The 14,722-nt window shown below is 42.6% G+C and carries 8 protein-coding genes; 1 reads left to right on the top strand and 7 read right to left on the bottom strand.

Translation table 11 applies throughout. The annotated features are described in order from the left end of the window. Positions 1–24 precede the first annotated feature (24 nt). From ACT8YW_RS06195 to ACT8YW_RS06165, 7 genes are all read right to left on the bottom strand, one after another. Complete coding sequence (locus ACT8YW_RS06195) at positions 25–1,374, bottom strand: 3-keto-disaccharide hydrolase (RefSeq protein WP_444104361.1); 1,350 nt, start codon at positions 1,372–1,374, stop codon at positions 25–27. A gap of 67 nt (positions 1,375–1,441) precedes the next feature. Then, positions 1,442–2,860: a Gfo/Idh/MocA family oxidoreductase gene (locus tag ACT8YW_RS06190; protein ID WP_444104360.1), complete on the bottom strand. Its 1,419-nt coding sequence runs from the start codon at positions 2,858–2,860 to the stop codon at positions 1,442–1,444. A gap of 13 nt (positions 2,861–2,873) precedes the next feature. Next, on the bottom strand, positions 2,874–3,137 hold the full coding sequence (locus tag ACT8YW_RS06185) for a hypothetical protein (protein WP_444104359.1): 264 nt from the start codon (positions 3,135–3,137) through the stop codon (positions 2,874–2,876). Continuing rightward, positions 3,134–4,429, bottom strand: a complete 1,296-nt coding sequence (locus tag ACT8YW_RS06180; RefSeq protein ID WP_444104358.1) for a Gfo/Idh/MocA family oxidoreductase — start codon at positions 4,427–4,429, stop codon at positions 3,134–3,136. The genes ACT8YW_RS06185 and ACT8YW_RS06180 overlap by 4 nt, the downstream gene beginning before the upstream one ends. Positions 4,430–4,468: 39 nt before the next feature. Beyond that, entirely contained in the window at positions 4,469–5,476 is a 1,008-nt protein-coding gene (locus ACT8YW_RS06175; RefSeq protein ID WP_149964031.1) for a family 43 glycosylhydrolase, read from the bottom strand. 56 nt (positions 5,477–5,532) lie between these two features. Further along, complete coding sequence (locus tag ACT8YW_RS06170) at positions 5,533–9,549, bottom strand: hybrid sensor histidine kinase/response regulator transcription factor (protein WP_444104357.1); 4,017 nt, start codon at positions 9,547–9,549, stop codon at positions 5,533–5,535. A gap of 99 nt (positions 9,550–9,648) precedes the next feature. Continuing rightward, on the bottom strand, positions 9,649–11,709 hold the full coding sequence (locus ACT8YW_RS06165) for an acetate--CoA ligase family protein (RefSeq protein WP_444104356.1): 2,061 nt from the start codon (positions 11,707–11,709) through the stop codon (positions 9,649–9,651). A gap of 897 nt (positions 11,710–12,606) precedes the next feature. Between ACT8YW_RS06165 and metG the strand changes: the two genes are divergently transcribed. Next, entirely contained in the window at positions 12,607–14,646 is a 2,040-nt protein-coding gene (gene metG / locus ACT8YW_RS06160; RefSeq protein WP_302825835.1) for a methionine--tRNA ligase, read from the top strand. The last annotated feature ends 76 nt before the right edge of the window (positions 14,647–14,722 follow it).

The raw sequence follows: 14,722 nt of genomic DNA, 5'->3' as shown, positions 1-14,722 counted from the left end.
TCTCCTAATAACTAGAAAACGGAACTATTTCAGTTCTTTAATCTTCACGTTCTTGAACCATACTTCATCTCCGTGGTCCTGAAGAAGTATATTACCTTCCTCCGGATTTCCGAAATTAGGCCAGTTTTTATATTTACTGTATGCTACCAATGCATTCCACATATCATTGTTACGATCATACTCAATCAGCTTAACTCCGTTCAGCCAATGTTCTACATGATTGCCTTTTACAATGATAGTAGCAGTATTGAATTCTTTCTTGTTGAATGGTTTATCTTTAGGAGCCGGAATCAGGTCATACAACGAGCCCAGCTTTCTGTTGCCTTTCACACCCAGTTTTGCATCAGGATGCTTGTCATCGTCAAGAATCTGGAATTCGCAACCGATAGCAGAGCCTTCCCCTTTATTCAGCCCCGGATTCACAAAATATTTAACTCCGCTATTTGCACCTTCAGTAATCTTGAAGTCTACTTTCAGAATAAAGTTCTTGTATTTACGGGTAGTCACAATATCACCACCATTTGCAGATTCAGCTCCACCACTCTTCATTACTTTCAAAATACCATTTTCTATCTTCCAGCCTTTTGCAGGGAAAGTAGAAAGTTTAGCGCCTCTCCATCCGTCAGTAGTCTTACCATCCCATAATAGAGCCCAGCCTTCTTTTGCTTCGCTCGGAGAAATCGTGTTGGCAATCAGATTCACTTCCGGTGCAGCTTGCGCTTCCGGTGTCTGATAGCGTTCTACATCCGTCGTACAAATACGGATATCCTTCCAACTAACTGTTTTTCCTTCATCTGCCGCATTTCCAATAGCGTGCACTTGCAAAGCAATGAAACCTACAGGAGTCATATCATCCCAGATATTAGCACAAGGAACTCCGTTTATCCAGGTACGGATCGAATTACCAACAGCTTCAATACGGGCTTTATTCCATGCGTTATTCTTAAAAGCTGTTTTTGCCGACGGATTCAGTGTCAAAGGATAAAGCCAGTTTCTACGTGCCTCATCATAAATGCCACCCGACCAAGCGCGCTTCGAAGGATCAATCTCAAACTGATAACCGTGTACGCGGCCTTTCTTATAATCCTTCTTGCTTTCACTGCGAAGCTGTACGCCGGAATTTAAACCATCATCTATCTTGAAATCAAATTCAAGGATAAAGTCACCATAATTCTTTGTCGTTGCCAAGAATGTATTGGGAGTTCCCATCTTAGATACACCGACAATAGCGCCATCTACAATTTTATACTCGGCTTTGCCATTCAATTTCTTCCATCCTTTCAGGTTCTTTCCATTGAAAAGAGGCTCCCAGTTCTGTGCACCTAAAGAAGCGGCACAGAATAAAAGTAAAGTTAATACGATATTTTTCTTCATAATCATTTTATTAGTCTTTCCCTATCCCCTTACCTTCGAGAAAGGGATAGAAAAGAATATTTTCTATTTATAATTTATAAAATTCATCCCAACCTTTACGCGGCGGAAGTCCCGCCAACATTGCATTAGCAAATTCATTATTTGTAATCTGCTTCGTGCGGCTGTCAAAGAACAGTTGTGTATTAAGACGTTGAGCCATTACACCCAGTGAGAACACCTGACTCAAAACACCGTTGATTTCGAACGGTGAACGTGTCTTTTCAATACCGTTACATGCCAATAAGAAGTTCTCGAAGTGATTGGAAGGACTTTTAGGAACCTTCGGTAATTTGTCAGCCATCTCTTTCGCTTTCTCTTCCGGGATGATAGACAAAGTGCTTCCATGACTACCCCCTTTAAAGATTAAGTCTTTCGTATAGATAATCTTTCCCGGGTTCAATTTAGCCGCAGGAGTATCTCCCTGATTCGTTGAAGGAATGTTCGGATCCAATCCCGAAACTCCATAACCGGCAGGAATAGGAGGAAGATTATCCAGACCGTCATACCAGGTAATATCTACCGGTGGCATTCCTTTACGTTGAGGGAAACGGAAGAGAATCGTGGAAGAATAAGGGAAGAAATAATCATTATGACCATTTGCGTATTGCATGGTGACTTCATAAGGCAATCCCAATTCCAAGAATTCGTGAGCCGTGTCGAGGATATGTGCCCCCCAATCACCCAATGCACCCATACCAAAATCATACCAGCAACGCCATTGTCCTAAATGATAATCTTTATTATACTCGTGATAAGGGGTAACTCCGAGCCAGGTGTCCCAGTCCATATCTTTCGGAAGCTGCTGTCCTGAAGGAAATTTATAGATATTAGTATCCCATTTATGCCAACGCCGCGGGTTATTCATGTGGGCAGTGATAGCAGTAACGTCCTTGATAATTCCCGCATCCATCCAAGCTTTAAACTGGAAATAGTTTGCTTCAGAATGCCCCTGATTTCCTACTTGAGTAACCAGATTCGGACGTTTAAGTGCAGCTTGCATCAACAGTTCCGCTTCATAGAAAGTACGTGCCAGCGGTTTTTCTACATATACATGTTTTCCGGATGCCAATGCCAGCATACTGATCGGGAAATGTGAATGGTCGGGAGTAGCAATTGCTACAGCATCAAATTCGTTACCGGCCTTATCAAACATTTGGCGAAAATCCCTAAACTGCTTTGCTTTCGGATATTTAGCCATTATCTTTTGTGTATGTTTGGCACCCATGTCTACATCACATAAAGCCACCACTTCCACCATACCTGTCCGTGCAAAGTCTTCAATAATCTGCTCTCCACGGTTACCAATGCCGATATAAGCAATTTTCACTTTGTCACCTCTTCCTTTTTTAGGTGAAACGGTTTGCGCATGTAATAAATCACCGGTTCCCAATGCCAATCCGGCTGAAGCCATCGACATCGTTTTCAAAAAATCCCTTCGTGTTACCATAAATTATTTATTTTCATTGATATTGATTAAGTTCTTCTTTAAATTTTTTTTTAAACAGTGCTTGCATTCCATAAAACAAGAGACGCAAAATCCCCCAGAAGGCATAAAGCACAAAAGTAAATATAATTATATAAAAAATAGACGTTATCATCTCCGTAAATGGCGCATGATAAGCAATAATTGCATAAAGGTGTATCAAATTGGATACTACGAAACAAACGAGTAAAGTAATTAACTCTATTTTCTTTCGTTGTGCGGTTACAATCGTGTCTTTCATACAGCTTTGGATGTTTTTACAGATTGATGGTTCAGATAATCTATTTTATATTCATCAGGGAAATAGAGCGTCCGCTCTTCCTCTAATGCCTGATGTCCCAGCAAACAAAGCATACTCGCATAGTATCCTTCTTCCGCTATTCTTTCCGGTTGTTTTTGTGTTATGACGGCTTCAACGAACGCTTCCAGCAACAAGGATGTACCGTCACTCTTGGGACGTTCTCCAATAATGAACTCTCCAGTATTCTCATTTGCAGTTTCCGGAGCCCAACTCGTTCCGGCAAAAGGAAGAGAATCGAAAACTTTGTTTTCCCAATCATTCACCATCTGCAGGAAAGCCGGTGCAGGAGCCACATTCTCAAAGTAGTATTTTCCTTTTTCCGGTTCTACCGTGCCGAGGTTGCCCATGATCTGTTCTTCCAGTCCATAGAATTTATTGGATATAACAGAGTCGAATGTCATCTTCACCCCATCATCAAAAACATATACACAACTCACATTATCATACACATCCCTGCCATCCTTCCAATAAGTAATGGCACCATGCCCCATTACCTTCTCTGGGATCTTACGCAAAGCCCAACTTCCAATCTGAAGCTGGTGACAAGCAAGTTCCGTCATCAGCCCTTTCGAAAATTCCTTGTAAAGACGCCAGTTTATCAGGCGTTCCAAATTGGGTGAAGGTACCGAACGTCTCCAATCGCCATTCCGGTTCCAAAAGGTACGGATTGCATTTATTTTACCAAAGGTACCCGCATGAATCATCTCCATCGCTTTGATGTAACGAGGGTCGAACAAACGTTGTTGACCAGTGAAGAAAATCTTTCCCGTGCTACGATGTTTCTGATACATACGATAACACTCTTCCATCGTAAAACCTATCGACTTCTCACAAAATACATGCTTTCCTGCATCGAAAGCATCCAATACAATTTTACAATGCGAACTAAGAGGAGTAGCTACGAGTATAGCATCTATCGACTTATCCTCCAGCACTTCCCGGTAGTCACCATACACTTTGGCATTAGGTGCAAGTTTCAATGCGTTCTCGATAGACGGCTTATAAATGTCGCACAATGCTACAATATCGACTTTGGGGTTCTTAGCCAAAAATCCCATTAAAAACCGTCCCCGGGAACCGGGCCCGATAATTGCCAGACGACACTTCTCGTTTGAGGTGTTCATCACCTCCGAAAAAGCAGAAAGCCAAGGGCTTGCTGCAAGAAGAGTGCCAGCCCCGGCTATGCCTAAATTCTTTAGAAAATCCCGCCTGCTAATAGGGGTATGTTTCATGCTTGTGGTATTTAAGATTATAATTAGTTTATTTGAAAATCAGTTATTAAATACAGGTGCTTTTTGTGTTTCGTAAGAAGGAGATTCTCCTTCTACATAAGGCCATCCTTCTTTATCCCATTTGATTTGGTCCAGCAACAGAATACGTCCGTTCTCCGGGATCGATCTTGAAAAACCATGATACAGAAGCCAGTCTTGTCCGGCATCATCCCGGATAATCTGCGAACCGTGCCCATTGCCTACAAAATGATCATTCGCACCTATCACCAAAGAATAACCATTCTTCAACATCGGTTTGCCCGACTTATCTTTGTAGGGTCCCCAGACTTTTTTAGAGCGGCCCACTACAACTTTATAAGTACTCCTAATCCCCTCGCAACAACTTCCGATAGAGGCAAACATATAATAATAATCGCCGTGCTTATGAATATAGGCAGCTTCAAAAGCAGTTCCTGCTATTCTCTTTTTTTCTGCTCCCGGCTTCAATGACAGACCATCTTCAGTCAGCTCAATAACATATATTCCCCGGAAGCTGCCCCAAACCAGATAGTTTCTCCCTTCATATTGCAGGAAGCTGGGATCGATCGAGTTCTGTACACCGATCTCATTACTACGGAACATCTTACCATGATCTGTAAAAGGTCCCTGTGGAGAGTCGGCCGTAGCTACTCCAATTCCACACGTCTGTTCTCCTCCCCACACCGACATCGCATAATAAAGCACATATTTACCGCTAATATAATTAATGTCCGGTGCCCAAATTCCGGCTTTGGGTTCAAATCTGGGACGAGTTTTATTTGTGAATGCCGTGTTGCAATAAGTCCATTGCACCAAGTCTTTCGACTTCATGATCGGAACGTTTCTGGTAGATTCGGTAGCATACACATAAAAATAACCATCCGCAGCCTTAATTACCGTAGGGTCAGGCATGGCAATATCTACAACCGGATTCTTATAACTCACTGCAGATTTTGTCTGTGCTTTCCCCTGCGAAAAACAAGTACCAACCATGAAAACGAAAACGAACAAATTTACATATTTTTTCATCAAATCATTCTTTTAAGAGTTCCTTTTTACCTAATCTTTATAGCTATAAATTAATATTAACTTACAAAATCCTTTGGAAGCACTCCAAATTGTTTCTGGAAACACTTGGCAAAATAAGACGGAGAATTGAATCCTACCATGTAGCAAATCTCATTCACCCGGTTTTCTCCCTCTTTCAATAATTGAGCAGCTCTCTTCAAACGCTCCAGACGAAGATATTCATTCGGACTCAAATCCAGCACCCCTTTTATCTTCCGATAGAAATTGGAACGACTCATATTCAGACTATCCGCCATATCATCCATACTAAATTCCGGATTACTATAATTCACCTGAATCACCTCATTCAATTTCTTTATAAAATCTTCATCAGCCTTCGTCAACGCCATCGTATTGGCTGCTACAAAAGGAGACTGTGCAAAAGCCTTACGTAGTTTCTCTCTGTTCTGAATAAGACTGGAAGCGCAAGCCTGTAAGTATTCCACAGAGAAAGGCTTCTCCAGATAAGCATCGGCTCCCAACTCCATCCCTTCTATCTTAGACTGGATATTTGTCTTCGCAGTCAACAGGATGACGGGGATATGGCTATAATTCAAATCCGACTTAATCGTCTTGCACAGTTCAAAACCATCCATCACAGGCATCACTACATCACTAACCACCAAATTCACATAATTGCCATCCAACACTTGCAACGCTTCCACACCATTGGTAGCAGTCAGCACAGTATATTCTTTCGACAGCTGACGCACCACAAAGGCAAGCATATCCGGATTGTCTTCTACAACCAGCACTGTAGGACGGTTATCTTTCTTTTCCGTCTCCCCGGCAGGAACTCCACTCATCCTGTCTATTTCAACTTCCGGTTCCGGGGTTAAGGTTATTGTCATGTCCTGAACAATCGGCAAAATCAAACAGAAGGTATTATTTTCTTCCCCTTCTCCCATAGCCAAAGTCCCTTGATGCAGTTCAGCCAATGAACGGGAAAGAGCCAAGCCGATTCCTGTTCCGGTAGTCACCTTGCCGTCTTCTTTTTCATTGAAACGAACGAAAGGCTTGAATATTTCCTCCTTCATCTCATTGGGAATAATCACTCCATCATTCTCCGTACGAATACAGAATGAATTGTTGTCATCCGTTTCCGGCACTTCCAAAGATATGTGTACGTAGCTTTCAGCATACTTCACCCCATTATTCAACAGATTACTGATAATCTTCGTAAACGCCTCCCGGTTCACATGCGCATAGAAATCCTCCTCGGGCACTTGCAAAGTAAACTCCAAGCCTTTCTGTTTGGCAAGGGAAGTAAAACGCACATGAGTCTCTTTCAGCACCTCCGTTACATTACATTTCGCAAAATTCAGGCGGAATCCCTGACTTTCCGTTTTACGGAAATCAAGCAACTGGTTAGTCAGGTTCAACAACCGTTCCGTATTCTGCTTCATTACATTCAAGTCTTCCCTCGTTTCCGCATCGACCTGTTTCTTCAATATGATGTTTTCCAAAGGACCTTTAATCAGCGTCAACGGTGTACGTATCTCGTGGGCCACATTCGTAAAGAAATCAATCTTTGCATGATAAACTTCACGTTCCTTCTCCTGCTCGAATTTCTCCATCTGCCTGCGGTGTTTGCTGTTACTGCGTCTCTTGAAATACATAACCGTATACAGGGAGCAGCCGATAATCAGCAGAGCATACACACAATACGCCCATATAGAGAGATAAAAAGGAGGAAGAATATGTACCCCTAATGACACTTCGTCGTCACTCCATACACCGTCGCTATTAGCAACCTTTACCCGGAAGGTATAATCACCATAACGAAGATTGGAATAAGTAACGATAGGGCTTTCGCCAACCGTCAGCCAATCCGTATCAAAGCCCTCCAGTTTATACATAATCCGGCTCGTTTTCGGAGCCTGGAAATCCAACGCTGCTACACGGAAAGAAAAAGAATTCTGATTGGACTGGAGCACAAGCTGGTCGGAGAAAGTTATACTCTTCTCCAACGGAGATCCCGGCTCGCCGGCATATACCTCCTTACCAAACAGAAAGAAATCAGTAATGGCAACAGACGGAATGAACTTATTCTCCGAGAAATTCTTGGGATTAAAAGCAATAAAACCATCAATGCTACCCAGATAGATCGTACCATCTTCAGTCTCAAAGCTTGAACGATAATTAAACTGGTCGCCCAACAAGCCATTGGAGGTGGTATATACTTTCATCACGCCAGTGTTGGGTTGGAAGCAAACCAGACCGTTGTTGGTTGTCAACCACAAAAATCCGTCTTTATCCTCCACAATCTGATATACAACATCGTTCGGCAATCCGGCCGACAAATTATAATTGGCAAATGTGTCCGTATCCGGCTGAAAACGACAGAATCCTCCTCCTTGGGTAGTCAGCCAGATTTGCCGGTGAGAATCTTCAAAGATGCTCAAGACCTTGTCATACGGAAGGCTCTTCGGATTATTTTCATCGTGCAAATAGTTCTTCCATTTCTTTTCGCTCACATTGTAGCAATAAGCTCCATTTGCATAAGTTGCCAGCCATAGATTACCACCGGAATCTTCCTTTATATCATATACAAACCTGCCGTTCAGTTCCGGTATCCGGTCAAAATCATCAGATTGTCTGTTGTATCGCAGCAAACCGAATAAAGTACCCAGATAAATATCACCCGTCGTTGTGCGGCAAATAGAGAACACGCTATTGTCTATCAATGAACGGGGAGAGTCTGTTTTCTGATAGGTTTTCACGATAGCTCCCGTACGCGTATCTACTACTTTCACTCCTTTTGAGAAGGTTCCTACCCAAAGATGGTTATCAATCAAACACAGACCATGCACATTGGTAAAAGCACTGCTAGGGGTAAAAAAGGAAAAAGTCTTGGTCTTCGGGTTGAAACGGTTCAAACCGCCGTCTTCCGTACCAATCCACAGAATACCCTGATTATCCTGGCAAAACTCACGTACCCGTTTTCCATGCAAACCATTATCTGTTCCTTTGGGATAATATTTTTCAAAATACGTATAAAAACGCGGATAGTAGTTCACACCTCCAAAATAAGATCCAATCCAGATACCACCCTCTCGATCCTTACACAAGGAATAAATAGCATTATCGGACAAAGAATAAGGGTCGTTGATCGAACTGCGCAAATGAACATATTTACCCATTCGAAGATTATAAATATAGAGTCCCGATTCTGCACCAATCCACAATTCATTATCAGAAGCGACCAGCAGTTCGCGACAAAAAACAGACTCTCCATTTTCATCCTCTGAAAGTAAGTCATGTAGTTTGTTAGAGGTCAGGTTCAGTTCTTTCACTCCTCCTTTTAAAGAGCCTATATATAGACAATTATATGCTCCTTTCACCAGGCCTATCACGACATCATTCTCATAAGTTTTTTGATCGTCTACAGGTGATACATAAGGATGAAGGGTTTGCAAACGGTCTTTCGAATAGAAAAGTCCATCACCATAGCAGCCAATCCAAAGGGTTCCGCTATTATCGAAAACAAAAGACTGGACATTGGTGGAGATAAAAGAAAAGTTCTTCAATGTGTGGTTCTGGAGTATTCCTTCCTCCAGATCATAACAAAATAGCCCCTGCGACTCTACCGCTACCCAGACACATCCTTTGTTGTCTCCGGAGATTGCAGTTACGGTATGCTCTATTTTCGTGTTTTCTGCGCTCAATTCAGCAAAATGCCGGAAAGAATCTTTTTCCGGATTATAGATATAAAGTCCTACATCCGTACCTACCCAGATATTTCCTTTTGAGTCCTCATAAAGAGCTGTGATAAAATTATTACCAATACTCCGCCGTGTGCGGTCATCGTGTTTGAATTTGCGGAATGACAAACCGTCATATCTATTCAAACCATCTTTCGTGCCGAACCACATAAAGCCCTGCTTATCCTGCAAAATCGCATTGACCGTATTTTGAGATAATCCGTTCTGTACACTAAGATTTTTGAAATAATAATGCTCGTCCGCCATTTGCGCATGGCAGCCGATCTGATAGCCGATTAAACAGATTAAAAATATGAGAACTTTCTTCATAAACATACGTGTTTTCTATCCTTCCGTTTGAGTTACCAAATGTAGACAAAATCACAGCGGAAAGATAGTAAATATGTCTCAATGAATGAAAGAATAGTCCTATTTTTCTATTCTGATACGCGCGTCAACTGCTACAACGGCCTTTTCTGTTGCTAAGAGCGGATTTATATCCATTTCTTTGATCTCTGTAGCGAAACGTAGTAAAGTGGACAAACGGACAATAATTTCAGCAAATTTATCTTCGTTGACTCCCTTTTGCCCACGTGTTCCCTGAATGATTTTATAAGCACGCAAAGAATGAATCATTGAATAAGCTTCTTCGTAAGAAAGCGGAGCCAAACCGGAAGATACATCTTTCAGCACCTCCACAAAAATACCTCCCAAACCACAAAGTACCACGTGACCGAACTTCTCTTCATATTTTGCGCCAACAAACAGTTCCGTACCTTTCAGCATCGGCTGTACCATAATTGCTCTTGCATCAGATATCTGCATCATACGATCAAATTCCAGTGCCAGATGTTGCTCACTTTTAATGTTCAGAACAACACCGCCGACATCTGATTTGTGCACAGGACCAACGACTTTGGCAACTACCGGAAATCCGCACCGACGGGCAAAAGCTACTATCTCCTCTTTATTATCGGAAACAAATTCATCTACCAACGGAATACCGGCAGCGTGCAACAATGCCTGTACATAATTGGGAGCGATATAACCATCCTCCGGAATAGAATCAATAATACGACGAATCCTCGGAACGTCCACTCCGAACAGTTCTATTTCAGGAACTGCCGGTTTAGGAGCATTGACGATACGTGAAAGGGCAGTACCCAAGGTCACTTCGTCTGCAAAGTTCACATGCCCTTTTGCCAGGAAGGCGGAAACCTCCGCTCCAGCTGTATTAATGGAAGGAAGAATGGGGAAAATCGGTTTCTTGCAAGTCTGCATCTTTTCGTGAAGCACATCATACATTTCAAACATAGTAACCAATCCCGGAGTTCCGAAGATGGCCATCATGGCGTCTATATTGTCAAGCTTTTCCTCGCAGTAGTCAATGCAAAGGCGCAGATGTTCCGGTGTTCCGGTAGCCAGAATATCAATAGGATTTCCGACGGCAGCACCGGGGAATAGTTGGGCTTTTAGTTCCTCGGCTACTTCTCCTTCCAGCTTAGGTACATTCAGTCCACCTTTACTCAACGCATCTGTCAACATCACTCCCGGTCCTCCGGCATGGGTGATAATGGCAAAATTCTTTCCTTTCAATTCGGGTAAAGTAAACACGCAACCTACAGTAGTCAATTCTTCACGAGAGAAGCAACGCACAATCCCTGCTTTACGGAACAAAGCCTCTACTGCCGAATCGGAACTGGCGATTGCTCCTGTATGGGAAGATGCCGCCCGGCTTCCGCTCTCCGAACTTCCGGCTTTGATTGCTGCAATCTTGCACCCTTTTCTAATCAAAGACGAAGCATGAAATAACAACCTGTCCGGATTCTGAATACTTTCAATATAGAGTAGTTTCAGATGAGAATCCGTTTCGGGATCGAAGTTCTCATCCATAAATTGCAATACATCTTCCACGCCGATCTGCTTGGCATTTCCCACCGACCAGACTGAATTGAACTGCAAACCTTTTGTAACGGCACTTTCGAGAATAAATACCGCCGTAGCACCGGAGCTGGAGATCAAGTCCACCCCTTTTGAGTTCAAATTAGGAATCGGCTGGCTGAACACACTATGATGCCAAGTATTCATCAATCCGATACAATTAGGGCCAGTCAACGAAGCCCCGTATTTATTGACTGTTTCCAAAATGCGTTCTTCCAACAGTGCCCCTTCGTGAGTTTCTTCACCAAAACCTGCCGAAAGTATGATAAATGCCCTAGTTTGTTTCTTGCTAGCCAATGTTTCCACCATATCAGGACACATCGAAGCAGGCACAGCCAACACCGCCAGATCTGTGTCCGGCAGATCATTCACATCCGCAAAGGCGGGAACTCCCTGCACTTCCTTTTCCTTCGGATTCACCGCCCGAAGTTCTCCCTGATAACCTCCGTTTATCAAATTCTTTAATATTGCGCCACCCGGCTTATGTACATTATTCGATGCCCCTACTACGACAATGCTTTCAGGACGAAGCAACTGGGTTGTTATCATATCATGCTTTGGTTTTCGTTTAACTTAGGTACAAATATATTCTTTCTTATGAGAAAAAAGAAAGAAAAAGAGGAGAAATCTATATATAGACAGACTGTAAAAAAGAAAAAGATTAAGATTACAAATAGATTATACTAACTTTTTGGAAAATGAAGCCGTCATCTCTTCATGAAATTCAGATCATCAGGGATGAAATTATTTTTATGCAGAAAAAACGGATATAAAACTGATGGAGAATCTGGAATATACGCTACAAAGATCAATATGTATCAAAAAAGGGAAAGAGAGACCATTTGTAAATTTCAAATTCACACGAAATAGGGATTAAAACAAATTATATTAATAGTTCAAAGAGATTATATATAAAAAAGAATCAATTATCTCAATTTTAGATTTCAAATTAACACCATTAGCATCTCACTATTTCAGGAACAACCAGAAGAAAATTTGTGCCTAAAAGACTCTTTTACCTCTTTGTTTAAAAGCAAAGACATGTTTCTTTCTAACCAATGAATCGTTCCTTTAAAAGCAACAGAAGCTTCCTTTAAAAGGAACAGTGTTCAATTCTGCCAATAATTATACATATTTGCTTATTTATATTCAAATCCACATAATTATCTCTGCATATTCTTACAATATCTTATACATCATTTATTTTATTAGGACGAAGTTTAGATCCTCATATATTGTTTCAATCTTAAAAACAGAACATGTGAAAATAAATCCAACATATCAGCAAATAGTTTTATGTTAGAATAGCTATCAAATTTACATCATTCTTATGAGACAACCACGACTATGAGAATGAAAAATCTGTGTTAATCCGTGTAATCTGTGGTGAAAAGTCACTATCTTTGCACATTGCAAAGCTGAAAACAACAAAAATCACACTATATAATGGAAAAGAAATTCAAAAGAACCACCGTCACATCGGCGCTACCGTATGCGAACGGTCCTGTCCATATCGGTCACCTGGCAGGTGTATACGTGCCGGCAGATATCTATGTGCGCTATCTGCGTCTGAAAAAAGAAGATGTATTATTCATCGGAGGTTCGGACGAACACGGAGTACCTATCACGATCCGTGCCAAGAAAGAAGGAATTACTCCGCAGGATGTAGTAGACCGTTACCATTCACTGATTAAAAAATCATTCGAAGAGTTCGGTATTTCATTCGATGTGTATAGCCGCACCACTTCACCGACGCATCACCAACTGGCTTCGGATTTCTTCAAAACATTGTACAATAAAGGAGAATTCATCGAAAAAACATCCGAACAATATTATGACGAGGAAGCAAAAACATTCCTTGCCGACCGTTATATCACCGGAGAATGTCCCCACTGCCATTCGGAAGGCGCTTACGGCGACCAATGCGAAAAGTGCGGAACCTCACTTTCTCCTACGGACCTTATCAATCCCAAAAGCGCCATCAGCGGCAGCAAACCGGTGATGAAAGAAACCAAGCACTGGTATCTTCCTCTCGACAAACACGAAGCATGGCTGCGCAAATGGATTCTGGAAGACCACAAAGAATGGCGTCCCAATGTATACGGCCAATGCAAAAGCTGGCTCGACATGGGGTTGCAGCCACGTGCCGTGAGCCGTGACCTCGACTGGGGAATCCCTGTGCCAGTAGAAGGAGCAGAAGGAAAAGTGCTCTACGTATGGTTCGACGCACCTATCGGCTATATCTCCAACACCAAAGAACTTCTCCCCGACAGCTGGGAAACCTGGTGGAAAGATCCCGAGACCCGCCTGATTCATTTCATCGGGAAAGACAACATCGTGTTCCACTGCATCGTATTCCCTGCCATGCTGAAAGCAGAGGGCAGCTATATCCTGCCGGACAACGTGCCGAGCAACGAATTCCTCAACCTCGAAGGAGACAAAATCTCTACTTCCCGCAACTGGGCTGTATGGTTGCACGAATACCTGATCGACTTCCCCGGCAAACAGGACGTACTCCGCTACGTACTGACCGCCAACGCACCGGAAACAAAAGACAACGACTTCACCTGGAAAGACTTCCAGGCACGCAATAACAACGAACTGGTAGCCGTATACGGTAACTTCGTGAACCGTGCAATGGTATTGACTCAAAAATACTTCGACGGGTGCGTACCTGCACAAGGCGAATTGACCGACTACGACAAGGAAACGCTGAAAGAATTTGCAGACGTAAAAGCAGAAGTAGAAAAACTGCTCGACGTATTCAAATTCCGCGACGCACAGAAAGAAGCCATGAACCTGGCACGTATCGGCAACAAATACCTGGCCGACACCGAACCATGGAAACTGGCAAAAACAGATATGGAGCGTGTAGGTACTATCCTCAACATCTCCCTGCAACTGGTTGCCAACCTTGCCATCGCCTTCGACCCGTTCCTGCCGTTCAGCTCGGAAAAACTCCGCAAAATGCTGAATATGGACACTTTCGAATGGTCTGAGCTGGGAAAAGATAACCTGCTTCCTGTAGGCCATCAGTTAAACAAACCGGAGTTATTGTTCGAGAAGATCGAAGACGCTACTATCGAAGCACAGGTACAAAAGCTGCTCGATACAAAGAAGGCAAACGAAGAAGCCAACTACAAAGCTAATCCTATCCGCCCGAACATCGAATTCGACGACTTCACGAAACTGGATATCCGTGTAGGTACCATTCTCGAATGTCAGAAAGTTCCGAAAGCGGATAAATTGCTGCAATTCAAAATCGATGACGGACTGGAGACACGTACCATCGTATCAGGTATTGCCAAGCATTATCAACCGGAAGAGCTGGTAGGCAAACAAGTTTGCTTCATCGCTAATCTCGCTCCGCGCAAACTGAAAGGAATCGTCAGCGAAGGCATGATTCTTAGTGCCGAAAACAACGACGGCAGTCTGGCAGTTATCATGCCGGGACGTGAAGTGAAGCCGGGTAGCGAAGTAAAATAACAGATTCAAAAACAGAATACATGAAAGAGGAAAATTTTTATTAATCCAATCCTCCTTATATGTATTCTGTTTCATA

Origin of the sequence: Bacteroides sp., from assembly GCF_052357945.1 — a bacterium.
Classification (GTDB): domain Bacteria; phylum Bacteroidota; class Bacteroidia; order Bacteroidales; family Bacteroidaceae; genus Bacteroides.
This window is presented reverse-complemented; position numbering and strand designations above follow the sequence as displayed.

Bases quoted from the DNA above. Each gene is read 5' to 3' on its own strand.
- ACT8YW_RS06170 (WP_444104357.1), bottom strand. From the start codon at position 9,549: ATGAAGAAAGTTCTCATATTTTTAATCTGTTTAATCGGCTATCAGATC.
- ACT8YW_RS06180 (WP_444104358.1), bottom strand. From the start codon at position 4,429: ATGAAACATACCCCTATTAGCAGGCGGGATTTTCTAAAGAATTTAGGC.
- ACT8YW_RS06195 (WP_444104361.1), bottom strand. From the start codon at position 1,374: ATGAAGAAAAATATCGTATTAACTTTACTTTTATTCTGTGCCGCTTCT.
- ACT8YW_RS06175 (WP_149964031.1), bottom strand. From the start codon at position 5,476: ATGAAAAAATATGTAAATTTGTTCGTTTTCGTTTTCATGGTTGGTACT.
- ACT8YW_RS06190 (WP_444104360.1), bottom strand. From the start codon at position 2,860: ATGGTAACACGAAGGGATTTTTTGAAAACGATGTCGATGGCTTCAGCC.
- ACT8YW_RS06185 (WP_444104359.1), bottom strand. From the start codon at position 3,137: ATGAAAGACACGATTGTAACCGCACAACGAAAGAAAATAGAGTTAATT.
- ACT8YW_RS06165 (WP_444104356.1), bottom strand. From the start codon at position 11,709: ATGATAACAACCCAGTTGCTTCGTCCTGAAAGCATTGTCGTAGTAGGG.
- metG (WP_302825835.1), top strand. From the start codon at position 12,607: ATGGAAAAGAAATTCAAAAGAACCACCGTCACATCGGCGCTACCGTAT.